Source organism: Enterococcus sp. AAFC-DPL-5146 (assembly GCF_058216635.1).
Genome location: NZ_CM177103.1, coordinates 1273760 through 1299728, shown reverse-complemented (window position 1 = coordinate 1299728; position 25969 = coordinate 1273760). Strand labels below are relative to the sequence as shown.

Annotated in this window: 25 protein-coding genes and 1 riboswitch; of the genes, 3 read left to right on the top strand and 22 right to left on the bottom strand. The window is 36.7% G+C overall.

Features of this window, described 5'->3' with window-relative positions; translation table 11 throughout:
• Positions 1-303: 303 nt before the first annotated feature.
• Both AC4BB2_RS05845 and AC4BB2_RS05840 read right to left on the bottom strand, forming a co-directional pair.
• Positions 304-2592 (bottom strand): 5'-nucleotidase C-terminal domain-containing protein, encoded by a 2289-nt coding sequence (locus tag AC4BB2_RS05845; protein WP_490474672.1) that lies wholly within the window; start codon positions 2590-2592, stop codon positions 304-306.
• 70 nt (positions 2593-2662) lie between these two features.
• Entirely contained in the window at positions 2663-3268 is a 606-nt protein-coding gene (locus AC4BB2_RS05840; RefSeq protein WP_490474671.1) for a DUF1361 domain-containing protein, read from the bottom strand.
• Between the two features lie 181 nt (positions 3269-3449).
• Between AC4BB2_RS05840 and AC4BB2_RS05835 the strand changes: the two genes are divergently transcribed.
• Complete coding sequence (locus AC4BB2_RS05835) at positions 3450-4262, top strand: Cof-type HAD-IIB family hydrolase (RefSeq protein ID WP_490474489.1); 813 nt, start codon at positions 3450-3452, stop codon at positions 4260-4262.
• Between the two features lie 72 nt (positions 4263-4334).
• Here AC4BB2_RS05835 and AC4BB2_RS05830 read toward each other — a convergent pair whose 3' ends face one another.
• From AC4BB2_RS05830 to purC, 10 genes are all read right to left on the bottom strand, one after another.
• Positions 4335-4829 carry a type II toxin-antitoxin system Phd/YefM family antitoxin gene (locus AC4BB2_RS05830; protein ID WP_490474488.1) on the bottom strand — a complete coding sequence of 165 codons (495 nt, stop codon included), beginning with the start codon at positions 4827-4829 and terminating at the stop codon, positions 4335-4337.
• Between the two features lie 165 nt (positions 4830-4994).
• On the bottom strand, positions 4995-6260 hold the full coding sequence (purD, locus tag AC4BB2_RS05825; protein WP_490474487.1) for a phosphoribosylamine--glycine ligase: 1266 nt from the start codon (positions 6258-6260) through the stop codon (positions 4995-4997).
• A gap of 12 nt (positions 6261-6272) precedes the next feature.
• On the bottom strand, positions 6273-7814 hold the full coding sequence (gene purH / locus AC4BB2_RS05820) for a bifunctional phosphoribosylaminoimidazolecarboxamide formyltransferase/IMP cyclohydrolase (RefSeq protein WP_490474486.1): 1542 nt from the start codon (positions 7812-7814) through the stop codon (positions 6273-6275).
• A complete protein-coding gene (gene purN, locus AC4BB2_RS05815; protein WP_490474485.1) occupies positions 7811-8395 on the bottom strand; it encodes a phosphoribosylglycinamide formyltransferase in 585 nt (194 codons plus the stop codon). Before purN ends, purH begins: the two co-directional genes overlap by 4 nt.
• A gap of 2 nt (positions 8396-8397) precedes the next feature.
• The gene (purM, locus tag AC4BB2_RS05810) at positions 8398-9438 is read right to left on the bottom strand and encodes a phosphoribosylformylglycinamidine cyclo-ligase (protein WP_490474484.1); all 1041 of its coding nucleotides are present in this window, start codon (positions 9436-9438) and stop codon (positions 8398-8400) included.
• Between the two features lie 42 nt (positions 9439-9480).
• Positions 9481-10920, bottom strand: a complete 1440-nt coding sequence (gene purF / locus AC4BB2_RS05805) for an amidophosphoribosyltransferase (protein WP_490474483.1) — start codon at positions 10918-10920, stop codon at positions 9481-9483.
• On the bottom strand, positions 10905-13127 hold the full coding sequence (gene purL, locus AC4BB2_RS05800) for a phosphoribosylformylglycinamidine synthase subunit PurL (RefSeq protein WP_490474482.1): 2223 nt from the start codon (positions 13125-13127) through the stop codon (positions 10905-10907). The genes purF and purL overlap by 16 nt, the downstream gene beginning before the upstream one ends.
• Entirely contained in the window at positions 13124-13807 is a 684-nt protein-coding gene (gene purQ / locus AC4BB2_RS05795; RefSeq protein ID WP_490474481.1) for a phosphoribosylformylglycinamidine synthase subunit PurQ, read from the bottom strand. The genes purL and purQ overlap by 4 nt, the downstream gene beginning before the upstream one ends.
• A gap of 1 nt (position 13808) precedes the next feature.
• Positions 13809-14057 carry a phosphoribosylformylglycinamidine synthase subunit PurS gene (gene purS, locus AC4BB2_RS05790; protein WP_490474480.1) on the bottom strand — a complete coding sequence of 83 codons (249 nt, stop codon included), beginning with the start codon at positions 14055-14057 and terminating at the stop codon, positions 13809-13811.
• Positions 14058-14079: 22 nt separating this feature from the next.
• Positions 14080-14796 carry a phosphoribosylaminoimidazolesuccinocarboxamide synthase gene (gene purC / locus AC4BB2_RS05785; RefSeq protein ID WP_490474479.1) on the bottom strand — a complete coding sequence of 239 codons (717 nt, stop codon included), beginning with the start codon at positions 14794-14796 and terminating at the stop codon, positions 14080-14082.
• Between the two features lie 268 nt (positions 14797-15064).
• Here purC and AC4BB2_RS05780 point away from each other — a divergent pair, with 268 nt between their 5' ends.
• Positions 15065-15451 carry a hypothetical protein gene (locus AC4BB2_RS05780; RefSeq protein WP_490474478.1) on the top strand — a complete coding sequence of 129 codons (387 nt, stop codon included), beginning with the start codon at positions 15065-15067 and terminating at the stop codon, positions 15449-15451.
• Positions 15452-15503: 52 nt separating this feature from the next.
• Here AC4BB2_RS05780 and purB read toward each other — a convergent pair whose 3' ends face one another.
• The 9 genes from purB to AC4BB2_RS05735 form a co-directional block, all read right to left on the bottom strand.
• Positions 15504-16799 carry an adenylosuccinate lyase gene (gene purB / locus AC4BB2_RS05775; RefSeq protein ID WP_490474477.1) on the bottom strand — a complete coding sequence of 432 codons (1296 nt, stop codon included), beginning with the start codon at positions 16797-16799 and terminating at the stop codon, positions 15504-15506.
• Positions 16800-16817: 18 nt separating this feature from the next.
• The gene (purK, locus tag AC4BB2_RS05770; protein WP_490474476.1) at positions 16818-17948 is read right to left on the bottom strand and encodes a 5-(carboxyamino)imidazole ribonucleotide synthase; all 1131 of its coding nucleotides are present in this window, start codon (positions 17946-17948) and stop codon (positions 16818-16820) included.
• Complete coding sequence (gene purE / locus AC4BB2_RS05765) at positions 17932-18420, bottom strand: 5-(carboxyamino)imidazole ribonucleotide mutase (RefSeq protein ID WP_490474475.1); 489 nt, start codon at positions 18418-18420, stop codon at positions 17932-17934. The genes purK and purE overlap by 17 nt, the downstream gene beginning before the upstream one ends.
• Before the next feature lie 154 nt (positions 18421-18574).
• Entirely contained in the window at positions 18575-19873 is a 1299-nt protein-coding gene (locus AC4BB2_RS05760) for a nucleobase:cation symporter-2 family protein (RefSeq protein WP_490474670.1), read from the bottom strand.
• A gap of 32 nt (positions 19874-19905) precedes the next feature.
• Positions 19906-20487 carry a xanthine phosphoribosyltransferase gene (locus tag AC4BB2_RS05755; RefSeq protein ID WP_490474474.1) on the bottom strand — a complete coding sequence of 194 codons (582 nt, stop codon included), beginning with the start codon at positions 20485-20487 and terminating at the stop codon, positions 19906-19908.
• 84 nt (positions 20488-20571) lie between these two features.
• A riboswitch (purine riboswitch) is annotated at positions 20572-20669 on the bottom strand.
• 126 nt (positions 20670-20795) lie between these two features.
• On the bottom strand, positions 20796-21479 hold the full coding sequence (locus AC4BB2_RS05750; protein WP_490474473.1) for a hydrolase: 684 nt from the start codon (positions 21477-21479) through the stop codon (positions 20796-20798).
• A gap of 28 nt (positions 21480-21507) precedes the next feature.
• Positions 21508-22131 carry a glycoside hydrolase family 73 protein gene (locus tag AC4BB2_RS05745; RefSeq protein ID WP_490474472.1) on the bottom strand — a complete coding sequence of 208 codons (624 nt, stop codon included), beginning with the start codon at positions 22129-22131 and terminating at the stop codon, positions 21508-21510.
• 94 nt (positions 22132-22225) lie between these two features.
• Positions 22226-22426 (bottom strand): hypothetical protein, encoded by a 201-nt coding sequence (locus AC4BB2_RS05740; protein ID WP_490474471.1) that lies wholly within the window; start codon positions 22424-22426, stop codon positions 22226-22228.
• A gap of 20 nt (positions 22427-22446) precedes the next feature.
• Positions 22447-22965 (bottom strand): hypothetical protein, encoded by a 519-nt coding sequence (locus AC4BB2_RS05735; protein ID WP_490474470.1) that lies wholly within the window; start codon positions 22963-22965, stop codon positions 22447-22449.
• 295 nt (positions 22966-23260) lie between these two features.
• On the opposite strand from AC4BB2_RS05735, the gene AC4BB2_RS05730 reads away from it, so the two are divergent.
• Entirely contained in the window at positions 23261-24220 is a 960-nt protein-coding gene (locus tag AC4BB2_RS05730) for a Gfo/Idh/MocA family protein (protein ID WP_490474469.1), read from the top strand.
• Positions 24221-24272: 52 nt separating this feature from the next.
• Here the strand turns inward: AC4BB2_RS05730 and argS are convergent, their stop codons facing one another.
• Positions 24273-25964, bottom strand: coding sequence for an arginine--tRNA ligase (gene argS, locus AC4BB2_RS05725; protein ID WP_490474468.1), 1692 nt, complete (start codon positions 25962-25964; stop codon positions 24273-24275).
• Between the last annotated feature and the right edge of the window lie 5 nt (positions 25965-25969).

Below are 25969 nucleotides of genomic sequence, written 5' to 3'. Positions count from 1 at the left end.
TAAAAAATTTCATCAGGGTGATTTACTAAGTTGACTCCAAATAATAAGTGCATGTTCCTGTTTCCTGATGAATACTTTTAAAGTATAAGTTAGACCATTCTCCTTTTCAACAAATTATTAACTTTTATGGTTCAATTTCTTTTTAACGTTCGTGTTTTACTGTTTCTATTTTTGAAAATCATTCAACTGCTTATTTAGCCATTCTTGTTTATAATTTTTAACTATGGTACTTATTTACTTTTAATGTTCAAAAAAGCCTAACAGTTGATTAAATAATCAACTGTTAGGCTTTATACTTCTTTTTTAAACTCTTCTCTTTAAATACAAGATAAAACTTGTACTAATAGACATCAATCCTATCACTACTGATACAGTCATTTGTCGCTCACCTGTTTTCGGTAGTTCTTTTGCAGAGGTGGTTTGTGGAAGTACTTGTGAATTTATTGGATCAATAACGACTTCTTTTTTAGCTAAGATTTCTATTGGAAAAATCACTTTATTTTTTTCTTCATCCAAAACTACAGCGGTTAATTTCTTTTTCCCTTGAAGTTTTAATGATGTAACATTGATTTTGATACGCCCTTCAGAATCAGCCTGTCCCACTAGATCTCCATCTGGCAGTTCTGCCGTTCTTGCTTGGGTTTGAGGGATTTCTCCATCGTACAGAATGATTGATGCGTTTGGCAACGTTACGCCTCTCAATAATTCATCATCTTCATATAAAGGATCAAATATCGTCGCCTTTTTGATTTTTTCTTCAGCATCATTTGTTGCAGGGTTCTCTGGATCAATTGGAGCAGCTAATTTCTTACGACCTTCGATGGATGCAGAAATTAATTCTCCAGCTGCTTCTTTACTTTCAATATAACTTATAAATGTTTCTGTATCTGGCTGAATCGCGTTTACTAGTTTTGATCCAGTAAAACCAGAAAAACCATCGCCTCCGCCAAATAAAAAGTCATTAATCACGACAAGGTATGTTTGATCCGCTTGAATTGGTGTGCCGTCTGCTTTATGCATTTCACTGACTGTAAAGGGTTGATTTGGATCTCCAGTTTCTACATATGAATAGGCCAAACCAGAAATTTGTAAAAAGTAGCGCCCTTCTTCGTCATATTGCTCATTTAAAACTTGATGAACTTGTGCACCAGTCATTTCCACGACTTGCATAATATTTCCAAATGGCTGAACAGCTTGAGCTGCCCCCCAAGTGATCTCACGATTTTCGCCAACCGCTAAGTCTGAACGGATTCCGCCGTTGTTAGTCATAGCAAAATCAGCTTCAATCCCCTTCGCTTTTGCCATAGCAACTTGACCGTCAGTGATTAGGTTCCCAAGAGGTGATTCTTTTGATTCATTCACTTCTCGAGTAATTGCACCGTTTTCTTTTGCCGTTCCAATTTTCTTATTGGTGACAGTTTCCACACGTTGTTGCGCATCTGCTACAGTTGCTCCAACTTTTTCATCAATTTTTGGTACGTCTTTACCAGCTGGATCAACTGGTAATACTTTGGCTGTCGGTGTATCTACAAAATCTTTTGTTTTTGGATCTAGGGTTCCTTGTAAATCAATATAACCTTTTCCTTGTGATGTTGACTGAACAACTCGTGTTTTGCTCACCACACCATTTGTATATTGATGATTATGAGCTGCAAAAAAAGCATCTACACTATTGTCAGGATATAGTTCGTTCACTTTATTGATAATGTCAGCCGCTTCTCCATTAACTTTATTTTCTTTACTAGTTGCAGGAACATGGGCTAAAACAACTATTGCGTTCACTTTTTGTTCTTTCAACTTACTAGAGTAATAAGCAATCGTTTCTGCCTCATCTAAAAAGTCGTAGGCTTCATAATGTTCTTTTAAGACTAAATTTGGTATTTCAGCTGTAACAACACCAATAAAACCAACTTTAACTTTATTTGTTCCCGTTCCTACCTCTTTAATTGTATATGGTTTCCAGTTAAAAGGAATTTCTTCAGTTCCTTTTTTAACAACATTTCCAATCACAATCTCAGTTTTTGACGCTTCTCTTGGATAGTTCTTTAAAATACCATATGGATCTTCTAAAGGCGTTCCACCAGTCATGATTCGATTAAATTCTCCAAGGCCTTCATCGAATTCGTGGTTTCCTAATGTTCCGACAGAAAAATCCATCTGATTTAAGATCTTGATTGTCGGCTCATCTTGAAGCAATCCTGAACTTGCAGGGCTTGCTCCAACCATATCTCCCGCATGTACACGTAGCGTTTGAGCACCTTGGTTAGCTGATGTAAATCTTTCTTGCGCTTGATTCAAATATCCTGCCAGCAAAGGAGCTGTTCCCGCATTTGCTATTTTTATTCCTTGATCATCAAAGAAAGATCCATTGGTATTCAACGCACCGTGAAAGTCATTGATTCCTAAAATCTGAAATGGTATCATTCCATCTTGTGATTGTTCTTTTGTGATTTTTTGTTGCGCTGATGTATTATTAATTTCTGTCCCATCAACTGTTTGTCCATTAACAATGTTATTAGACCCAACAAATGCTCCACTAATTCCCCCGATAGTGAATAGCATAGTCAATAAAGCGCTTTCCCATTTTTTCATCTTCATAAAACTCCCCTTCTTTTATTTCCAAACACACTTACCAACAGAGTAACAATTTCCTAACAGGCTGTCAATACAGCTTCTCTCCATTATTTATTGAATCGGACTTTTTTATAAAAAATATAGTAAGTAATAAAGCAAGTTGCAGTCCTGTAAATAACATAATAAAGATGCCTTTTGTCACCGACCAATCAAGAAAAATAGTTTTTAGCGTTTCGATAGGTCTTGTAAATAAATGTACACTATGTAAACGATCAAAACGTCCGACAAAAATAGCTAGACTTGAAAGTAAATTAACGATTAAAACAAATAAAATTCCCTGCCACTTTTTATCAATTATTCCTGTCCAATAACATTCCTTAAGAGTCGTAAATAAGGTCGTCATTCCTAACAAACCATATACACAAATCCCTGCTGTCAGTAAACTGAATGAAAGCCAATCAGACAACGACTGATTAAACAACTGATTCATCCCCTGATAAATGGACAAATTTTCTAAATGAAAAAAATCAGTAAATAGGTATGGCGCATTAGGATAAAATAATAACCACAGGCTACCTAATAAAAAAAATAGTTTTTTATTTACTCTTCTGTAATGAAAACTAATCTCAATAGGAATATAGGCCAAAAAAACATTCAAAGCCATAAAATGATACTTCTCAGCAAAAAATATCATAAAAATACAATAAACAAACGTTATTATTCGGATTGACCAACGATACATTTGACTCAACTTTCACACCACCTTTTTATCCAGTGTATCATAAAGTAAATTTTTTCAAAAATTTTCTTGAAAACTTGTCATTCTACTATTTTATGCTAGACTAATGGAAGGAAATCTTCTGGGAGGAATGACTTTGAAAAAATTAATCGCAATAGATTTAGATGGTACAACGTTGAATGCGCAGTCATTAATTAGCAAAACAACCGAAAATGCCCTAAAAAAAGCCATGAAACATGGTCACTATATCAGTATCGTTACTGGCCGACCTTACCGTATGAGTGGACAATTCTATCGTCAGTTAGGTTTAGCAACACCTATGGTTAACTTTAACGGGGCTCTTGTTCATATGCCTGAAAAACAATGGGCAGACGAGAAAGAAACTGGCATTCAAAGAGATTTAGTTTTTGATATTTTAGCACAAAAAAAAGCATTGAATCTTGATTTTGTCGCTGCAGAAAATAAAGAAACTTTTTTTATCGACAGTTTAGAGTACTTTGATTCGACCTTTTTCGCCTCAGAAGCAACACCAAACAATCTGTTGACTACTAAAAACTTAGTTGCTGATCCTACATCAATGATGGTGCGTACCTCAAAGGATCAAGCAAAACAAGTTTCTGACTCTTTAATGAAGCAATACGGAGATTATGTAGACGTTAGAACATGGGGCGGACCAACCCCCATTTTGGAAATCGTCTCAAAAGGGATTCAAAAAGCAAAAGGCGTAGAACAAGTGGCTAACTACCTAAACATAAAACGTTCAGATATCATTGCCTTTGGTGACGAACACAATGATGAAGAAATGTTGGATTATGTTGGTTGGGGTGTGGCTATGAAAAATGCGACAGAACAAATAAAATCTGTAGCTAATGATATCACTGCAAAGACCAATGATGAAGATGGTTTAGCTGATTATCTAGAACGCTATTTGGATTTAAACGAGCAGTAAAGTTAATGACTGGTAGAAGAGTGCAACGCGCATGCGGCTCTTTCTACCAGTCATTTTTATTTAAGCCACGACTTAGTCTATTCTAAGGTGGATTTTTTTCACGATTAGTTTATCTGATAAATGAGATTGATTACTTTGTTCCCCAATCACTTCAGCAAAAATATTCGTTCGGTCTTCTTTTTTCTGAAGTTGGTATTCTATTTTTCCCGTTTCATTTAGCTCATTCATCATCTCACCGTAATTGTCTACCTCAATTTTTTTAGAAATAAATCCTAGGGAAACCAATTGCTCATCTAAATTTTTAGTAGACATTAGTGAACCAAAAGAAATGTTTTGGCGAATCGCTTGATTTAGTTGTGCCGCCTTCACATCTTGACCTTGCTCCAATGATTTTTTCTTTATTAAGTCTTCATATTGTTCCACAGTCAGCATCACACCAGCGATTTTTTGTCTATTATAGATATAAACCCCTGCATTTGATTTTTTAGCCGTTTCGAAAATCGTCATAGGAGACTGCTTTACATCTGTTATTGAGAATGATACCTGTTTTTCTTCTTTATTTTTCATTAGTCAACTTCCCTTCATAAATGATTATATCACACAGAATGTTGGTGTGAAGGGCTTTTTTTAGTGATGTCTTTTTATTTCATTATAAATAAAAAAGAAGAGATTGAATAATCTCTTCATTCTTCTTTTTACATAAATCCGACAAAACAAATTATCTATTATTTTTTAGTTCATTCCCTTAGAACCAATATCTTTACGATAAAAAGTTCCTTTAGTTTCAACCTTATTCAGCAACTTATAAACCGTTCGTTGTGCTTCTTCTAATGTTTTACCACTGGCTTCAACAAGATACACACGGCCACCATCAGAAACTAGTTTATTCTCCTGCTCTTTCACACCAGCATAATAAATATGTTCTTTATCTAAATTTGAAAACTCAGGAATAATCCACTCTTTTTGATAATTCTCAGGATAGCCATCTGCTGCAACAACAACACCTAAACTATAGCCGTCCTGTTTCCATTTTATCTCTGGTTTTTGCCCACTAAGTAAGTCATCAATGATCTGCGCAAAATCACTCTCTAAACGCTGTAATACAACTTGTGTTTCTGGATCACCGAAACGGGCGTTGAATTCAATTACTTTTGGGCCACTTTCCGTTGCTATCAAACCAGCATATAAAATCCCTGTAAAAGCTCTGCCTTGTGCTACCATACCATCGGCCGTTGGTTTTAAAATGGTTTCAATTGCTTCTTTAATCATATCGTCAGGAATTTGTGGAACAGGAGTATACGCACCCATCCCTCCTGTGTTAGGTCCTAAGTCGTCATCATATGCTCGTTTATGGTCTTGAGCGATAACCATCGGATAGACCTCTTGATTACGAACAAAAGCTAATAAAGAAAATTCTTCTCCAACCAGAAACTCTTCAATGACTACTTTTGCACCACTTAAACCGAACTTATTATTTTCCAACATATCTTTTAAAGCCACATTTGCTTGTTCCACTGTTTCAGCAACAACTACCCCTTTTCCAGCTGCTAGTCCGTCTGCTTTAATAACGATTGGCGCTCCTTGTTTAAGGACATAAGCTTTTGCTTTTTCAAAATCATAAAAAGTTCGATGGTCTGCTGTTGGTATTTTGTACTTATTCATCATTTGTTTGGCAAAATCTTTAGAGCCTTCAATAAATGCTGCTGCTTTTACAGGTCCAAAGGCTAACAGTCCGGCTTCGTTAAAATCATCAACAATCCCATTCAGCAGGGGTATTTCTGGTCCGACAAAGGTCCAATCAACTTTATTTTCCTTAGCGAATTGAATTAATCCTAGATGATCGTCTTCAGCAATATCTACTAACTTAATTCCGTCCTTTTTCATCCCAGGGTTGCCTTTAGCACAAAAAACGGTTTCTACTTTGGGGCTTTGAACTAATTTTTGGCAGATCGCATGTTCTCTGCCGCCGCTTCCAATAACTAAAATAGTTAGTCCCATCAAATTCTCCTTTTAATGTCTAAAGTGTCTGATTTCAGTAAATACCATGGCAATTCCGTACTTGTCTGCCATTTCTATTGATTCTTGATCTTTTAAGCTGCCGCCAGGTTGAACAATTGCTTTGATTCCGTGTTTTCCAGCATATTCTACGCTATCTCCCATTGGGAAAAAAGCATCACTAGCCAAAACAGCTTCATTTACCATAGTTCCGGCTTGATCAATTGCTATTTGAACAGAACCGACGCGATTCATTTGCCCCGCACCAATACCTAGGGTTCGATGACTATTTGCTACTACGATTCCATTACTTTTTACATGTTTGACTGCTTTCCACGCAAATTCCAATGCTTTTAATTCCTCAACAGTCGGCTGTCTTTTGGTTACTACTTGCCAATTTTCAGCTTCTTCTTGAGCAAGGTCTTGCTCTTGGATCAACAGCCCGCCTAAAACAGAAACTTTTTCGTCTTTCATTGCCTGATTTTTCTTAGAGAAATCCAACGTCATCAGCCGAAGATTTTTTTTACTACTTAAAAGGTCAAATGCTTCCTCAGAAAAGTTAGGAGCAATGATAATTTCAAGAAATAATTCATGCATTTTTTTAGCGGTTTGGGTATCGACTTCACGATTTAAAACAATGATTCCTCCAAAAATAGAAACGGGATCTGCTATATAAGCTTCGTGGTAAGCTGCATTGATTGTTTCGCCAATACCGATTCCACAAGGATTCATATGTTTCACTGCAACAACTGCCGGCTGATCAAATTCTCTTGATATTCGAATCGCGGCATCTGCGTCTTTGATATTATTGTAAGATAATTCTTTGCCATGAAGCTGTTTAGCATTGGCAATTGAAAAAGACACCGGCAGTGCCTCTTGATAAAAGGCTGCTTGTTGATGGCTATTTTCGCCATAACGCAATGTTTGTTTTAAATCATAGGTCAATGTCAAGGATTCAGGTTCCTTTTCACCTACTAAATCTGTCATATATTCAGCAATCAATGCGTCATAGGCTGCTGTATGACGGAAAACTTTTGCTGCTAATTGTTGTCTCGTTGCAAAAGTCGTTTCACCTGATTCACGAAGTTCAGCTAACACGCCTTCATAATCATTCGAATCGACAACAACCGTTACAAATTGATGGTTTTTTGCAGCACTTCTCAGCATGCTGGGTCCGCCAATATCAATATTTTCAATTGCTTGAGCTGAGGTTACATTAGGTTTTATAATGGTTTCCTTAAACGGATAAAGGTTCACACAAACAAAATCAATTGCCTGAATATCGTTTGATTCCATCGCTTTTATATGATTCTCTAAATCACGACGTCCTAGTAAACCACCGTGAATCTTTGGATGTAATGTTTTGACCCGACCGTCCATCATCTCTGGAAAACCGGTCACCTCTTCGATTGAAATCGTTGGAAGTCCTGCTTCCTCAAGGGCAGCTTTTGTGCCCCCAGTAGAAATGATTTCAATTCCCAGTTCAAGTAATCCTTTAGCAAAAGCAACAACTCCTGTTTTATCTGAAACACTAATCAATGCTCTTTTTTTTGTCATCGTTGGCTCTCTCCCTGCTGAGTTTTTATAAGTCTTGCCAAGACATTTGGATACAATTGATGCTCTAAAGAATGAATTTTTGCTTCTAAAGACTCCAGTGTGTCATTATTTTCAATCCTTACTTTTTCCTGCGCTATGATTGGTCCTGTATCAACACCATCATCAACATAATGGATTGTAACACCCGTTTCAGACACATTTCCTTCAAAAGCATCCTTGATCCCATTTAAACCTGGAAAATCTGGTAATAACGATGGGTGAATATTGATAATTCGACCTGAAAATACCTCTAACAAGGTCGGACCGATTATTCTCATGTAACCCGCTAAAACAACTAGATCAACTTGTTCTTCCTCCAGTAAATGAAGAATTTCTGCTTCATACATTGATTTGGATTCAAAATCTTTTGGAGAAAACGAAATAACTGGAATCAACATGGATCTAGCTCTTTTAATCACGTAAGCTTCTTTTTTATCACAAAATAACAAAACAATTTGTGCATCAATCATTCCACCGGCCACCGCTTCAGTGATTGCCTGAAAGTTACTACCATTTCCTGAGGCAAATATTGCTAATCTCATTTTTACACCTCTTTAAAAACAATCGCTTGTTTGTCATTAGTAGTTACTTTGCCAATGACGTAACTTGGTTCATCAAGTTCACTTAAAACAGTTTGAACATCTTCTACTTTATCTGGAGAAATAGATAAAATCATACCAATTCCCATATTGAAAATCTCATACATTTCCATTGCAGGAATCTCTCCATATTTTTCTAAAGCTGTAAAAATCGGCAACACCGGCCAGCTTCTAAGATGGATTTCAGCGGACAGATCCTCAGGCAGCATTCGAGGAACATTTTCTACCAAGCCTCCACCAGTAATGTGGGCAATCCCGTTCACTAGTTCCTGTTTTACTAGCGGCAGTATGCCTTTCACATATATTTTTGTCGGCGTTAGAAGTTCATCCCCTAAAAGTTTTTCATTTAATTCTGGAATCTGAGACATTCCAGTGAATTGATGTGTTTCAAAAAAAATTTTACGAACAAGAGAATAGCCATTTGAATGAATCCCGCTAGATGGCAACCCCAGAAGAACGTCTCCTTCTTTGATTTTATCCCCTGTAATCAGTTGACTTTTTTCAGCAATCCCAACTGCAAATCCTGCAAGATCATAGTCATTATGGGTATACATACCTGGCATTTCAGCAGTTTCGCCGCCAATCAATGCAGCGCCAGCTTGAATGCAACCTTTTGCAACACCCGCTACAACTTGTTCCAAACGTTCAGGGTTATTTTTCCCTGTAGCAATGTAATCTAGAAAATACAGCGGTTCTGCTCCTTGTGCAACGATATCATTGACACACATGGCAACACAGTCGATCCCAATCGTGTCGTGCTTATTTTCTTGAATAGCGACCATTAACTTTGTTCCTACTCCGTCTGTTCCCGAAACTAAGACAGGCTCCTTCACTTCCACCTTGCTTAAATCAAAACAACCTCCGAAACCGCCCAGTGCGCCCATCACACCTATGCGTTCTGTTTGTTTCACGTGTTTTTTGATTCTTTCTACTACTTCATAACCAGCCTCGACATTTACACCAGCTTTTGCATAGGCATTTGCCATTAAGGTTCCTCCTAAAATTTTTGTTTTGTCCACTTCTTTTGATTATGAAAAATTAATTTTTTCTTGCAAAGATTTCTGATAGTTTTGTTCATAATCATATAAAGGTGTAGGATAGTCACCATTAAAATACGCCATACAAAGTCCTGAATAAGGAGCGTCATACTTCAAACCAATCGCGTCAATCAATCCTTGTTCACTTAAAAAATTTAGTGAGTCTGCTTTAATCATCTGCTCTATTTCAAAAACTGAATGATTAGCAGCAATCAATTCTTTCCTTGTTTGGATATCAATGCCATAAAAACACGGAAACCTTAATGGAGGAGAGGCGATTCTTACATGAACTTCTTTTGCACCAGCATCTTTTAATAATTGAACAATTCGACGACTGGTGGTGCCGCGAACAATTGAATCATCTACCATAATGACTCGTTTTCCTTCTACCACACCACGTACAGCTGAAAGTTTCATTCTAACACCTTGTTCTCTTAATTCTTGCGTAGGCTGAATGAATGTTCGAGCGATATATTGATTCTTCACTAAACCCATTTCATAAGGAATTCCGCTGGCTTCTGCATAACCGCTAGCAGCTGAAAGGGAAGAATTTGGTACTCCAACCACCATGTCTGCTTCAATCGGTGCTTCTTCAGCAAGTCTTTTCCCCATGTTTTTTCGAGCTGTATGTACATTTACACCAGCTATATTTGAATCTGGTCTTGCAAAATAAATATATTCCATTGAACAAATTGAATATTGCGTATCCTCAGTATATTTTTCTATTTTGTAGCCAGCATCATCGATTATGATTACTTCTCCAGGTGCTACATCCCGAATAAATACTGCTCCAATTACTTCTAATGCACATGTTTCACTGGCAATTACATACGCACCATTTTTCATTTGGCCAATTGATAATGGTCGAAAAGCATTTGGATCAAGAGCCGCAATCATTGCCGTTTCTGTCATTAGCAAATAGGCAAAACCGCCTTTGACTGTTCGCAAGCTTTCCTTAAGTTGTTCTATAAATGTCGGTTGTTTACTACGTCGAATTAAATGCATCAAAATTTCTGTATCAGAGTTTGAATGAAAAATCGCTCCGTCTTGTTCTAATTCTCTTCGCAAACTTTTAGCATTTGTCAAATTACCATTGTGGGCTAACCCAAACGCACCGTCATAAAATTTAAATAAAAATGGCTGGATATTGTCTACACTGCCATTTCCAGCCGTTGCGTAGCGCACATGACCTATAGCAGAATCTCCCTTTAAAGAAGTTAAAGAGCGATCATCTTTAAATACTTCTGAAAGTAACCCTAAGCCTCTATAACCATTTAAGTATCCAGCATTATTAGAGACGATCCCAGCTCCTTCTTGCCCTCGATGCTGTAAACTGTGTAAGCCAAAATAGGTTACACGAGCCGCATCAGGATGGCCCCAAATACCAAAAACACCACATTCTTCATTTAAACTTCTTACTTCATAAGACATGTAATGGCTTCCTCCCACAACTCTTTGGCTGTTTGTGTCAAAACCGAAACTGTTTGATTATTTGTTTGAATGTTGATTGTTTTAGTGTCCGTTACTTTACCAATCAATTGTGCTTTATTCCCTATTAATTCTTCGAATTTAGCTTGATTTTCTAACTTGATTGATAGAACAAATCTAGATTGAGTTTCAGAAAAAAGTAATGAAACAGGCATATTTACTGAAACATCCATTCCAAAAGTATTCTTAAAGGCAGATTCTACCAAAGCAATACCTAATCCACCTTCGGAACAATCATGAGCACTTTCTATCATCCCAGCTTTAATTGCGTTTAAAACCAATTGTTGGTTCTCTTTTTCAATGGCTAAATCAAAATCCATCAGTTTCCCTTCAATGACACCTAATGTCATTTTTTGTAATTCACTGCCATTGAAATCTGCTTTCGTTTCTCCTAATACATAGATCAAATCACCAGTATTTTTAAACTCTTGCGTTGTAATATCAGATAACTTATCTATTAGCCCTACCATGCCAATTACTGGGGTAGGATAAATCGCGTTGTTATTCGTTTCATTATATAAAGAAACATTTCCTGAAATCACTGGCGTTTCCAACACTTCACATGCCTTAGCAATCCCATCTGCTGAGGTCCAAAGTTCCCAAAATACTTCTGGTTTATCTGGCGACCCATAATTTAAACAATCCGTAATTGCTAAGGGTTGTCCACCACTGGCTACAATATTTCTAGCAGCCTCTGCTACTGCAATTTGACCGCCGATTTCTGGATTTAAATAAAGATAGCGAGCATTACAATCGGTAGTCATAGCTAGTGCTTTTTGAGTTCCACGAACACGTAAAACTGCTGCATCACTACCTGGCAAAACCACAGTATTAGTTTGTACCTGAGAATCATAGGTTTCATAAATCATTTTTTTAGAAGCAATTGTAGGTTGTTGTAACAATTCTAATAGTGTTTCCGTTGCATCTGTTATTTCTGGTTGAAAATCCGCTAAGGCTTCAAATTCTTTAATCCTTGCTGGTTCTTGTCGTTCTTTATGATAAACAGGTGCGTCTTCCGCCAAGGCATCAACCGGTAAATTAGCTACTTCTACACCTCTATGGTTTAAACGATACAATCCATCATCCGTGACTTTTCCAATCGTTACAGCATCCAGTTCATACTTTTTAAAAAGTTCAATCACTTCTATTTCATGTCCTTTTTCAACACAAATCAACATTCGTTCTTGAGATTCAGACAACATCATCTCATAAGGTGTCATCCCTGTTTCACGTTGTGGCACATCATCTAAATCTAAAATTAAACCCGAACCTGCTTTTGATGCCATTTCTGCACTAGAAGAAACCAAACCAGCTGCTCCCATATCCTGAATTCCTACTAAGATATCTGAGTGCTCTAAAATCAACTCCAAACAAGCCTCAAGTAATAATTTTTCCATGAAAGGATCACCTACTTGGACAGCTGAGCGTTGCTGCTCCTCACCTTCAAAAAATTCCTCTGAAGCAAAAGTTGCTCCATGTATGCCGTCACGTCCTGTTTTCGCGCCAACATACATAATTGCATTACCGACACCTTTTGCCTGCCCTTTTTGAATATCTTTATGCTCTATCAAACCAACACACATTGCATTTACTAACGGATTTCCTTCATAACATGGATCAAAAGAAACTTCTCCACCAACAGTAGGAATGCCGATACAATTACCGTAGCCGCTAATACCAGCCACGACTTCTTCTAACAAATATTTTGTCCGTTCACTCGTTAATTCGCCAAAACGTAATGAATCTAAAATAGCGATAGGTCTAGCTCCCATACTAAAAATATCTCGGATAATACCACCAACACCTGTTGCCGCTCCCTCATAAGGTTCAATAGCAGAAGGATGATTATGACTTTCAGCTTTAAAAACAACTGCCTGACCATCACCAATATCAACAATTCCTGCGCCTTCTCCTGGACCTTGTAAAACTCTAGGTCCTGTTGTAGGAAACTTTCTTAAGACAGGTTTGGAGTTTTTATATGAACAATGTTCACTCCACATTACAGAAAATAGTCCGGTTTCTGTATAGTTTGGCATACGGCCTAATATGTCTTCTTCAATCAGTCGATATTCCTCATCTGTCAAACCCCATTCAGCATAAATTCGCTGGTCTTTGATTTCTTGAGGAATTGGTTCTTTCAATTTCATCATGCGTTTGCCCTAACCTTCCCATAATTTTTAACCATTGACCGAAATAAACGCAAGCCATCCTCTGACCCTAACAAAGTTTCGACTGCTCGTTCTGGATGTGGCATCATCCCTAAGACATTCCCTTTTTCATTTGTTATTCCAGCTATATTTGCCAAACTACCATTGGGATTTTCATCAGCATAAGTAAAGACAATTTGCTGATTGGCTTTTAACAGCTCAAGCGTTTCATCGTCACAATAATAATTTCCTTCTCCATGAGCAATCGGCAATTGAATCAATTCATTTTCTTGATAGTCAGAAGTAAAGTTTGTCTGATTATTTTCTACTTTTAAGGCGATTGTTTTACAAACAAAGTGTAGTGACTCATTACGAAGCAGCGTACCAGGTAACAGTCCAGCTTCAGTTAAAATTTGAAATCCGTTACAGGTTCCAAAAACTGGTTTCCCTTCATCAGCAAAACGGATCACTTCACTAATGATAGTAGAGAAACGAGCAATTGCACCACATCTAAGGTAATCTCCATATGAAAATCCTCCTGGAATCAAGACCCCATCGAATCCTTCTAAACTATCTGCATCATGTCGAACATACTCAGCATTTTCACCTAAAATATCTTTGACTGCCCAAAGCAAATCCCTATCACAATTAGAACCTGGAAAAACAATCACTGCAAACTTCATGTTAGACTTCCTCCTGAATCTCATATCGATAGGTTTCCATATTGACGTTAGCTAACAGTTTGTCGCAAATTTTCTCAATGGCAGTTTCAACTGGACGATTTGATTCGCTGATTTTAATCTCAAAATATTTACCGATTCGGATTTCATCTATTTCGGAAAATCCAAGGCGATGGACAGCTCCTTTTACTGCTTCACCTTGAGGATCTAAAACAGAGTCTTTATAAGTAACATATACTTTTACAATATGCATCGTTCACAAATCTCCTTTGTCTTTAGTTGAATTTTTGTTCTAATCGATCAAGTACTTCTTGATATACAGGTACAATTTCTCCTAGATTTTTGCGATAAACGTCTTTGTCTAGATGCTCACTTGTTTTTTCATCCCATAATCGGCAAGTATCTGGAGTAATTTCGTCTGCCAATAAAATAGTTCCATCCTCGCGTCGACCAAACTCAATCTTGAAATCAATCAAACGAATACCGATTTCTTTAAATAGATCAATCAGTACTAAATTTATCTTGTGCGCTTCATGTTTTATTGTTGCTATTTCTTGTTCTGTAACAATTTCTAGAAACTTAATATGGTCATCATTAATCAGCGGATCATCAAGATGATCATCTTTGTAATAAAATTCTAAAATTGGAAATTTAAGTTGCTGCCCTTCTGGTATAGCCAAACGTTTTGAAAAACTTCCAGCTGAAATATTTCTAATAACTACTTCCAACGGAATAATATTGAGTGATTCTACCAATTGTTCGTATTTTGACGTTTTTTTTATAAAATGATTTTGTATTCCTTTTTGTTTACAGTATATAAAAATGATTGATGTTATCTGGTTGTTTAGCTTTGCTTTCCCTTGTATTGGGTCTTTCCTGTTACCATTTAACGCAGTTGCTTGATCCAGATATTCCACTCTTAGTACTTGAGAATCTTCTGTTCTAAACAATCTTTTAGCTTTCCCTTCGTATAACATGTTATCGTTCTCCATACCACGCCTCCATTTCCGTACAATAAAAACAAAAAAATAATAATCATTCGTCTTAATCCACTTACAGTGTAACAAGCTAACGAATTGCCGTCAACAATTTATTAACATTAACATACAAAAGACGATCAATCGTTCGTTTTTAACCCAATCTATTAAGAAACCCCTGTAAGCATTTACAACTAATAAGAAAAGTGATATGCTAAATAAGACAGATCTTTGGAAAATTCACATGATTTTGTAGTGAAGATTTTTAGGAGGGAGCACACGGATGGCTAGCGATTATGACTATTTAGCACAGGATTTTTTGACTGGATTAGCACCTGAAGATAGAACAAGATTGTATAATGATTTATTAGCATTAGAAGAAGTTCATAAATTAAATCAGCATAGTTCTTACTACACATTTAAAAATTTAAAACGAGTGGCTCATCGTCATTCCGAACGCAGAAAAAGAACCTTTCGTTATATAAATTGTTATGACAAGGAATTGGTCATACACCAAATACACGAGCAACACTTCTTTAAAAACAAGTATTGTATACATATTTATTTCAATTCAAATGAATGTACGTATCAATTTGTAGAACAGTTACTAACTATGTTAAAGGCACCTGCCTCATCGACAATTCGTAGTTTTCAAGAAATCACCATATAAAAAACAGTAGAGATCTCATATAAATCTGAGATTTCTACTGTTTTTTTATATTTTATCCTAATCCTACACGCTGGAAAATAATATCAACATTCTTTAAATGATAATTATAATCAAATGCATCGTCTAATTCTTCCTTAGTCAAAATAGAAGTAATTTTTTCGTCGGCATCCAACAAAGGTCTAAATGCTGTTTGATGATCCCAAGCATATGCAGTTTTCGGCTGAACTAAATCATATGCTTCTTCTCTAGCCATACCGTGATCTATCAATTTTAATAATACACGTTGGCTATAGATCAATCCATATGTTGCATCCATGTTTCGTTTCATATTATCAGGGAATACTGTTAGATTTTTTACAATGTTTGAAAAGCGATTCAACATATAATCTAATAGAATCGTTGTATCAGGAATAATGATTCGTTCAGCTGACGAATGCGAAATATCGCGTTCATGCCACAAGGTTACATTCTCATATGCCGTTACCATGTGACCACGAATAACACGAGCAAGTCCCGTCATATTTTCAGAACCAATCGGATTACGTTTATGAGGCATTGCAGAAGATCCTTTTTGACCTTTAGCAAAGAACTCTTCAACTTCTCGCGTTTCTGACTTTTGTAGACTGCGGATTTCTGTGGCAAATTTTTCGATACTAGTAGCAACTAACGCCATTGCAGATATATATTCCGCATGGAGATCGCGCGGTAGAACTTGCGTGGAAATCTCTTGAGGGCGAATCCCCAAATGCTGACATACGTATTCTTCAACAAATGGAGAAATATTTGCAAAGGTTCCAACTGCTCCACTGATTTTCCCTGCTTCCACACCATTAGCTGCATGTTCAAAGCGCTCTACATTTCTTTTCATCTCTGAATACCACAAAGCTAATTTCAACCCAAATGTTGTTGGCTCAGCATGAACACCGTGTGTACGTCCCATCATTACAGTATGTTTATGTTCTTTTGCTTTTTCACCAATAATTGCAGTAAAATTCTTTAAATCTTCTCTTAAAATATCATTTGCTTGTTTTAATAAATAACCATAAGCTGTATCAACTACATCTGTACTTGTTAAGCCATAGTGAACCCACTTACGTTCTTCGCCTAAGGTTTCTGACACAGCACGAGTGAATGCGACAACATCGTGTCTGGTTTCAGCTTCGATCTCTAAAATACGTTCCACATCAAAGGATGCTTTTTCGCGAATCTTTTGTACATCTTCTTTAGGAATATCTCCTAATTCTGCCCAGGCTTCATCAGCCAAAATTTCTACTTCTAACCAGGCATTATAACGGTTTTCATCTGTCCAAATTGCGCCCATTTCTGGTCGTGTATAACGATCAATCATTCGTTTATGTGCTCCTTTTTAATCCCAAATATTGGTTTGATAAATATCTTCTAACGTTTCAAAAATATCTTCTGTTAAAATGGTAATATGCCCCATTTTTCTACCTTTTTTCGCTTCTGCTTTACCGTAATAATGAAAATGCCAATCTGGTTTTTCAGAAATAATATCCATTGTTTCATAGATTTCATTTCCCAAAACATTAACCATTACAGCTTCTGATAATAAGTTCACTTCTGGCAGTGGCCAACCACAAATACCACGAATATGCGCTTCAAACTGGCTCATAGAACAAGCTTCAATGGAATAGTGTCCAGAATTATGCGGTCTTGGAGCTAGTTCATTTACATAGATACCGCCATCACCTGTTAAAAACATTTCCACAGCTAATGTACCTGCTAAATCAACCGCCTCTGCAATCACACGAGCAATTCGCTGCGCTTCAATCACAACTTCTTCATTGACTCTCGCTGGTGCAATCGTTTCGTGTAAAATATTATTTCGATGGATATTTTCAACTACAGGAAAAACAGTGATGTCTCCCTTACCGTTTCCACTAACTAAAACAGAAATTTCTTTCTCGTAAGGAATCCATGCTTCTAATACACATGTTCCTTCTCTAAGTAAATTCATTGAAGGAGCCAAATCAGATGTGCTATATAATACAAATTGTCCCTTACCATCGTAACCGCCTCGAGTTGTTTTCAACACACAAGGATAGCCAATTCCGTCAATCGCATCTTGGATATCAGTTGGGCTTACAATCGTCGCAAAAGGAGCAATAACAATGTTATTCGCTTCTAAAAAAGACTTTTCCAACAAACGATCTTGTGTAATTGCTAAAAGATCTGTCCCTTGAGGAATATTCACTAAATCTTGAACCTGCATCAACGCTTCAACATCCACATTTTCAAATTCATAAGTTAAAACTTGAGAACGCTTTGCTAACTCTTCTAACGCTTCTATATCATCGTAATCAGCCAATAAATGCCAATCAGCGACTTGAGCGGCTGGACAATCAACCGTTGGATCTAAAACGCCTACACGAAAACCCATTTCACGTGCACTAAGCGCCATCATCCTACCAAGTTGTCCGCCACCAATAATACCAATCATTTGTCCTGGTAATAGAGGTTTATTCAAGTTCATCACTACTTTCCATCACAGTTTCTTCAAGAATCTTACGCTTTTCATCTAATTTTCTCGCTAAGTCTCCATCATACATTGAAAGCATTTGAACTGCAAGTAGTCCGGCGTTGACAGCTCCTGCTTTTCCAATTGCTGTAGTCGCCACAGGAACACCTCCTGGCATTTGAACAATCGACAATAACGAATCCAAACCATTTAGTGCTTTAGATTGTATTGGAACGCCAATAACTGGCAAAGTAGTTTTCGCTGCCACCATTCCAGGTAAATGAGCAGCTCCGCCAGCTCCTGCAATGATCACTTTAATGCCGCGATTACGAGCAGATTCAGCAAATTCAAACATATAATCCGGCGTCCGATGAGCAGATACCACTTTTTTTTCATAAGATATCTCAAACTCATCCAAACAGTCGCATGCATGCTTCATAGTTGTCCAATCAGATGTACTTCCCATTATCACCGAAACCACAACAGACATAAGATTCTCCTCTCCTTCTCTATTCTTTTTTATTTTATCAATGGAAATCCTACGTGTCAAAATTAAATCGAATATTATAGTTTTTTTTAATCTTAACGTTCGTATTACGGATAAAAAAAAAGAAAAACCGGAAAAATGTCCGGTTTTATCTATATTAAAATTCACTAACCTGTTCGTTATCTTTTAGTCCATTAAATAATAAATTCAAAATAATAGCTGTTAAACTACTCATAACGATGCCATTTCCAGTGAACATTCTCACTGTTTCCGGCATTTGTTGGAATAAGGTAGGAATCATATTGAAGCCTAAACCAAAACCGATTGAAATCGCAATAATTAATAAATTTTTATCATTATTATAATCGACTTTTGATAACATACGCATTCCTTGAACAGCTACCATCCCAAACATTACAAGCATTCCGCCGCCTAATACAGGCTCTGGAATAATTTGAGCTACTGCCCCAACTTTTGGCAACAAGCCTAAAGCGATTAAGAAAAAGGCTGAGTAATAAATTGGACGGCGAGTCTTGATTCCAGAAAGTTGAACCAATCCAACGTTTTGAGAAAATCCAGTATAAGGGAATGTATTAAAAATCCCACCTAGAATTACTGCTAACCCCTCTGCACGATACCCTTTTTTCAGTTCTTCTTCACCTACATGTTTGCCAGTGATATCTCCTAAAGCAAAATAAACCCCAGTCGATTCAACCATACTTACAATAGAGATAATAATCATCAATACTATTGAAGAAATATCAAATGTCGGTGTTCCAAAATAAAAAGGTTGAGGAAAATGGAACCATGTCGCTTCACCTACTGGCGCCAAATTTACTTGTCCCAGTATAGCAGCTAAAATCGTACCGCCTACCAAACCTACCAGTACAGCAATTGATTTTATAAATCCTCTACCCCATACTTGAACAACAATAATCAAGCCAATCGTCACAAACGCTAGAAGCAAGTTCGTCGTATCACCAAAATCAGGAGCAGTAGCTAAACCACCACCCATTTTTTCAACTGCCACTGGAATCAGGGTCAAGCCAATAACAGTAATAACTGTCCCTGTTACTAATGGCGGAAATAATTTTTTGATTTTCGAGAAAATTCCTGACACCAAAACGACAAAAATCCCTGAAGCAATAATCGAACCATAGATTGCCCCTACACCTTTATCACTACCAATCATAATCAGCGGTGCTACAGCCTGAATCGCACATCCTAAAACAACAGGTAAACCAATTCCAAAAAATTTATTAACCGTCAACTGGAGCAATGTTGCAATACCGCACATAAAAATGTCAATCGAAATCAAATAGGTCATTTGTTCTGAAGTGAAATTTAAGCCTGTACCAATCAGTAACGGTACCGCTACAGCTCCAGCATACATAGCTAATAAGTGTTGCAGTCCTAAAACTGCTGCTTTACCATTTTCAGTTTCCTCTTGTTTCATAAGTCCTTTTTGATTTTCTTTGCCTTCCAAGTTTACGCATCCCCCTCAAGAAATTCAACTTCTCCATTTTTCAAAGAAGCTATACGAGCTAACGAAACAACACGCATGCCCATCTCTTCTAGTAAATCTCGACCATCTTGGAAAGATTTTTCAATAACAATACCGATACCATCAACTTTAGCACCAGCTTGTTGACATAATTCTACCAATCCTTTTGCTGCTTGACCATTCGCTAAGAAATCATCAATAATTAGTACTTTATCTTCACTTGATAAAAATTTTCTTGAAATAGATATTTGACTAGTTACTTGTTTAGTAAACGAATAAACAGAAGATGTAAGCAACTCTTCATCCATTGTTAAACTTTTTGCTTTGCGGGCAAAAATCATCGGAACTTCTAATTTTTTTGCTGCAAAAAGAGCTGGAGCTATTCCCGAAGCTTCAATCGTAACAACTTTTGTAATCCCAGCCTCCGCAAATACTTCTGCAAAACGATAACCGATTGCTTCCATTAAATTAGGGTCTACTTGGTGAGTCACAAAACTGTCTACTTTCAACACACCTTCTCCTAAAACTCGCCCATCCTCTTTGATTCGTTGTACTAATTCTTCCATTCCATTCGACTCCCTCATCCATTTTTTCTATGTGGCATTTCTTCTAAAAACAAAAAGACCTTTTCTGCGTAAGCAAAAAAGGGTCTGAGACTCTTTTTCACTTATAGACCAACGTTTACGGTGTTGGGTAGAAACGGTCATCCTTATTATGACCATATATAAGCTTCTTGTATTAGTATACAATAGTACAAAACTCTGAAAAATTCAATGAAAATTAAGTTTTTCATTGAATTTTTCAGAGTCCCTAATCAAATCTAAAGATTGTTTGTTACGTTTAAACATCTAGATATCAATTAAAATCTAGGTATTTAACTGTCATTCTCTTTTTCTATATTTCGATATTTGTCCATTTTATGACTAAAAAGTTCACCATTACTAGGTGGTGTATATGTAATTGCATTAGCTCCAGCTTCTATTGTTTCCATGATAGACTCTTCTGTCGGCCCACCTGTAGCAATAATCGGCAACTCAGGATATTTCTCCCGGAAAAATCTAACAGTTTCGGCCGTCTCTTTCCCTGCACTAATATTAATCATCGTTACACCAGCAGCAATTTTCTCGTCAATTTGCGTATGAATTGATGTTACTGTACTAACAACAGGAATATCTACAACTTCACAAACCATTTCAACAGTCTCAACTGGTGTGGGACCGTTCAATACAACGCCTATTGAACCTTGTGCTTCTGCAAATAAGCTCATGTAAGCAGATCTCTGACCTTGTGTTAAACCTCCACCTACCCCTGAAAAAACAGGAATATCCGCTGCTTCGATAATACTTTTAGTTATAGCAGGATGCGGTGTGAAAGGATAAACTGCAATCACTGCGTTTGCATCCGTATTTCGAATAATAGCAATGTCCGTTGTAAAGATAATTGATTTAATCCTTTTACCAAAAATCCGAATTCCGCTAGCTTGTGCAATAACTTTAGGCACTTGAACAATATCTTGCTTTAAAGGCGTAACAATTTCCGGCACCCATTTTTCACTCATCCAACCAACTCCTTTTCACTTTTATTCCTTATCGATCATATTGATTAAGATCGTAACTTTCGATTACATGAATCACCTTATCCGCATAAGTTGGATCAGTTGCATATCCAGCATCTTGTAATGCTTGTGCAGCTTGTTTGTAATTTCTTGCCAGCAAAACATGTTCATATAACCTAGGATTCCATGAGACACCATTAACAAACAAACGCGTGTGATCGTCCATGGATTCTTCCCAAGTCTTATAAACTCTAAAGTCTCCTTGAATAACAATCCATTCTTCATTCACGTATTCTTTCGTTTCAAGATTAATCTTCTCTTGATCACCATATGCCTTGATTCCAAACAAATTATTGTATTTGGATGCTAATGTACTCTGTCCCCAATTTGATTCCAAGATTCCTTGTCCAATAATGATACTAGGCAAAACGCCATAAGATGCTTGTAATTCTTTTGCGTGAGGACTGATTCTATCAATAAACTCTTCTTTTGATACATTTTCCCTTTGTTGAAGGGGTTCTTCTTCTATTTTTGAACGGTCTGATAATACATTGATTGAAAAGATAAATGCTATTCCAACAATTAATAACCCTACAAAAAGTGCCGGTAACTTTGTCTTTTTTCTTTTTTTACTTTTATACCTTTGACTATTCATACATTCCCTACTTTGTCTTGTATTCGTTCCCTAACCAAAAAATAACTAGTTTAGGACAATGGCTGACTGATTATATCAGTTTTCTTTTATACAATCAATCAACAGCTGTTGTAGTCGTAGTTGTCGATATTTTCGTTTGTACTTCAGACGTTATTGTTGACGTAGTGATACTGGTTTCTTGTGTGTCTTTACTACTATTTGTTGTTTTATCTTTTGGCGTATCATATCCAAAAAGAACATACACCACAGCACCTACTACTATAATGACAGATAAAATACCTAAGATCTGTTTCAAAAAAAAACTCCCTTACTTACTTATTCACCAACGTAAGTACCCATCAAATTTTCATTTACCCAATCTAGCAACTCTACTTTAGAACCTTCCAATTGCCCTTGTAATGTGGCTGGTAATCGGAAAGTCACAATATCGTCAAATCCCCATTCACCGTATGAAACCGTCACTTTTAAATCAATAAAAGCTCGTGCTTTTTCGTGCGTTGTTTTGGACGGAATCAGCTCAGCAATACCAGCTCCTGATTGCAACCATTTTTTTGCTATTAACGTTTTTAATCGTTTATATTCAGATACAGCTATATTTCGTTTTTCAGGAAATAGAATCGTTTGACGCAGAATTTTCTGTGTCAGCATCCATTCATAATCAGAAAACAAGTTCTTCACTTTTTGCATCTCTTCACTTGTCAAATTGATTCTGCCGTTTTTCCAGTTGTCCCAATTTTCTTTTGAGGTTTGGAGATAGTCCGTATAAAATTTTTCTTCCGTTTCAAACTGTTCTATAATTGCATCGATAAGAATATCTATATACATTTGGTGCATGACTTTCGCCTCCTTACTTCATTTTACTGAAAATATCAAAAAAATGCACCTCTTTCAATCGCTTATTTCTGTATTTTTAAGAAACATTCAGTCTTTTCCCATAAATGATAAGACAATTAAACACTTCTGTCCAAAATAAGCCATCATTTTGACCTTCTCATGTATAATAGAGTGTGAACGATTATCATTTCAGTTATTTTGGTTCATTAGGTAACTTCTCGGAAAAAAGATAATAACTATTTTTCTGTCGAAGTTAAACGAACTCAATCAGCTTTTAAATTAAGGAGGAATTATCATGAAACAATATCAATGGGGCATTATCGGACTTGGAGAAATTGCCAAGAGTTTTGCTGAAAGTTTTCAACAAGAAAATAGCCGAATAGCGGCTGTTGCATCTCGAACATTTACTAAAGCAGAAACATTCGCTAAAGAACACGATATTCCCACAGCTTATGGATCATTTGAAGAATTGTTATCTGATGAATCAATCGATATTATCTACGTAGCAGTTCCTAATCGCCAACATATTGAACATATCTTAAAAGCTTTAGAAGCTGGAAAGCATGTTCTTTGCGAAAAAGCTATCACGATGAATAGTGAAGAATTAGCTAATGCAATGAGATTAGCTGAAGAAAAAGGCTTGATTTTAGCTGAAGCAATGACAATTTTCAACATGCCTTTATATCAAGAACTGCGAAGTCAGATTGATTCTAATCGCTTTGGAAAATTAAAAATGATTCAAGCGCCTTTTGGTAGTTACAAAGAACCTGATCCTGAAAATCGTTTTTTTAATCCTGATTTAGCAGGCGGTGCTCTTTTAGATATAGGGACATATGCAGTATCTTTTGCACGTTGGTTCCTTACTTCACAACCACGAGTTATCGCATCCGTTATGCAGCCTTTTTCTACCGGAGTCGACGAACAATCTGCAACAATCCTACAAAACGAAGCACAAGAAATCGCCACAGTTTCTTTAAGTTTCCAAGCAAAAATGCCAAAACAAGGCATCGTTGCTTTTGAAGATGCATACATCGTCATAAATGAGTACCCAAGAGCAGATGAAGCAAAAATATTTTTTAATGACGGAACAGTGGAAACCGTTATTTCTGGTGACAGCAATCAAGCGTTGAATTACGAAATCACTAATATGGTTGAAATAATCGAAGGAAATTTACCCAATCGCTCACTCTTTTTAACTAAAGATGTTATTGACCTTTTAGACCAAATGCAGCAAAGTTGGAAAACTAACGAATAGAAAAAACTGAGATCAAAAACGCAACCGTTTTTGATCTCAGTTTTTTTACATATTACATTTCGTTTGGTGCATGAAGACCTAGCAAACGTAAATCTTCTTTGATAATTGTTGCCATGGCATAAACTAATGCTAAACGTGATTCTTTTTGTTCATCATCCGTTAAAATTTTAACATGAGCATAGTATTTATTGAAGGCTTGAGCGACTTGAATCGCATGTTTTGCGATGACTGAAGGTTCATACTTTTCAGCGGCTTGCATAACAACTTCTGGGAATTTTTGTAATAACTTAATTACTTCCCAGCTATCTTTATCGTCTAATGCATATTCTTTTGTTTCATCGATGACAAAGTCAGCTTTTCTTAAGATACTCATTGCACGAGCGTGAGTGTATTGCACATAAGGACCTGTCTCACCTTCGAAACGAACAACTTCTTCTAAAACAAAGTCAAAATTATTCAAACGGTCATTTTTCAAATCATGGAAAATAACAGAGCCGATCCCAACTTGTCGCGCTACTTCTTCACGATTTGGTAGATCAGGGTTTTTCTCTGTAATTTGTTTGTTCGCTAATTCAACTGCTTCATTCAATACCTCTTCTAAAAGAACGATTTTACCTTTACGAGTCGACAATTTTTTACCACCTTGGGTAATCAAGCCGAATGGGATATGATGCATATCAGCTGACCAATCAAATCCAAGTTCTTTTAAAACTGCTTTTAATTGTTTAAAGTGATTGCTTTGCTCATTCCCAACAACATAAAGGGATTTTGCAAAGTCATAGGTCCGCTTGCGGTAAACCGCTGCTGCTAAGTCACGAGTGATATAAAGAGTCGCTCCATCTGATTTTTTAATCAAGGCTGGATTTAGATCATAGGCTGATAAATCAACAATTTCTGCGCCTTCGTTTTCTTGTAACAGATGTTTTTCTTCCAGCATCGTTACGATTTCATCCATCTTATCATTGTAGAACGCTTCACCATTGTATGAATCGAAGGATACTTCAAGCATTGAATAAATTTTGTCAAACTCTTTTAGTGATTCTGTACGGAACCATTGCCATAATTCTGTCGCTTCCTCGTCGCCTTCTTCAAGTTTTTTAAACCATGCACGCGCCTCATCTTCTAACTCAGGTTGCATTTCTGCTTCTTCATGAAATTGTACATATAAACGAAGCAGTTCATTGATAGGAGCATTTCTGACAGACTCTTCTGATCCCCATTTTTTATAAGCAACAATCAATTTTCCAAACTGCGTGCCCCAATCACCTAAATGATTAATACGAACTGGTTCATAACCAATTTTTTCTAAAATAAATGCAATTGAATTACCAATAACTGTTGAGCGAAGATGGCCCATTGAAATTGGTTTAGCGATATTTGGTGAAGACATATCGATTGGCACATTGCCTTTTTCTCCAATTGTGCTGTCACCGTAATGTCCTTTTTCTTTGGCGATTTGACCAATCACAGCTTGGCTGACCATTTTTTTATTCATGAAAAAGTTTAGGTAAGGTCCAACGACTTCGATTTTTTCAAAATCTTTACCAGAAATTTTTTCTGCTAAATCTGCAGCTATTTGTTGTGGTGCTTTACGGTAAGCTTTAGCTAATGAAAAAGCCGGAAATGCGACATCACCATGATCTACGGATTTAGGGTTTTCCAGTAACTGTTTAACTGCATCTAGAGATAAATCGTCTTTTACAACATCAAAAATAGCCTTTGCTACGATTTCTTTGTTATTCATATTTG

Bases quoted from the DNA above. Each gene is read 5' to 3' on its own strand.
- AC4BB2_RS05845 (WP_490474672.1), bottom strand. From the start codon at position 2,592: ATGAAAAAATGGGAAAGCGCTTTATTGACTATGCTATTCACTATCGGG.
- AC4BB2_RS05840 (WP_490474671.1), bottom strand. From the start codon at position 3,268: ATGATATTTTTTGCTGAGAAGTATCATTTTATGGCTTTGAATGTTTTT.
- AC4BB2_RS05830 (WP_490474488.1), bottom strand. From the start codon at position 4,829: ATGAAAAATAAAGAAGAAAAACAGGTATCATTCTCAATAACAGATGTA.
- purD (WP_490474487.1), bottom strand. From the start codon at position 6,260: ATGGGACTAACTATTTTAGTTATTGGAAGCGGCGGCAGAGAACATGCG.
- purH (WP_490474486.1), bottom strand. From the start codon at position 7,814: ATGACAAAAAAAAGAGCATTGATTAGTGTTTCAGATAAAACAGGAGTT.
- purN (WP_490474485.1), bottom strand. From the start codon at position 8,395: ATGAGATTAGCAATATTTGCCTCAGGAAATGGTAGTAACTTTCAGGCA.
- purM (WP_490474484.1), bottom strand. From the start codon at position 9,438: ATGGCAAATGCCTATGCAAAAGCTGGTGTAAATGTCGAGGCTGGTTAT.
- purF (WP_490474483.1), bottom strand. From the start codon at position 10,920: ATGTCTTATGAAGTAAGAAGTTTAAATGAAGAATGTGGTGTTTTTGGT.
- purL (WP_490474482.1), bottom strand. From the start codon at position 13,127: ATGATGAAATTGAAAGAACCAATTCCTCAAGAAATCAAAGACCAGCGA.
- purQ (WP_490474481.1), bottom strand. From the start codon at position 13,807: ATGAAGTTTGCAGTGATTGTTTTTCCAGGTTCTAATTGTGATAGGGAT.
- purS (WP_490474480.1), bottom strand. From the start codon at position 14,057: ATGCATATTGTAAAAGTATATGTTACTTATAAAGACTCTGTTTTAGAT.
- purC (WP_490474479.1), bottom strand. From the start codon at position 14,796: ATGGAGAACGATAACATGTTATACGAAGGGAAAGCTAAAAGATTGTTT.
- AC4BB2_RS05780 (WP_490474478.1), top strand. From the start codon at position 15,065: ATGGCTAGCGATTATGACTATTTAGCACAGGATTTTTTGACTGGATTA.
- purB (WP_490474477.1), bottom strand. From the start codon at position 16,799: ATGATTGATCGTTATACACGACCAGAAATGGGCGCAATTTGGACAGAT.
- purE (WP_490474475.1), bottom strand. From the start codon at position 18,420: ATGTCTGTTGTGGTTTCGGTGATAATGGGAAGTACATCTGATTGGACA.
- AC4BB2_RS05760 (WP_490474670.1), bottom strand. From the start codon at position 19,873: ATGAAACAAGAGGAAACTGAAAATGGTAAAGCAGCAGTTTTAGGACTG.
- AC4BB2_RS05755 (WP_490474474.1), bottom strand. From the start codon at position 20,487: ATGGAAGAATTAGTACAACGAATCAAAGAGGATGGGCGAGTTTTAGGA.
- AC4BB2_RS05750 (WP_490474473.1), bottom strand. From the start codon at position 21,479: ATGAGTGAAAAATGGGTGCCGGAAATTGTTACGCCTTTAAAGCAAGAT.
- AC4BB2_RS05745 (WP_490474472.1), bottom strand. From the start codon at position 22,131: ATGAATAGTCAAAGGTATAAAAGTAAAAAAAGAAAAAAGACAAAGTTA.
- AC4BB2_RS05735 (WP_490474470.1), bottom strand. From the start codon at position 22,965: ATGCACCAAATGTATATAGATATTCTTATCGATGCAATTATAGAACAG.
- AC4BB2_RS05730 (WP_490474469.1), top strand. From the start codon at position 23,261: ATGAAACAATATCAATGGGGCATTATCGGACTTGGAGAAATTGCCAAG.
- argS (WP_490474468.1), bottom strand. From the start codon at position 25,964: ATGAATAACAAAGAAATCGTAGCAAAGGCTATTTTTGATGTTGTAAAA.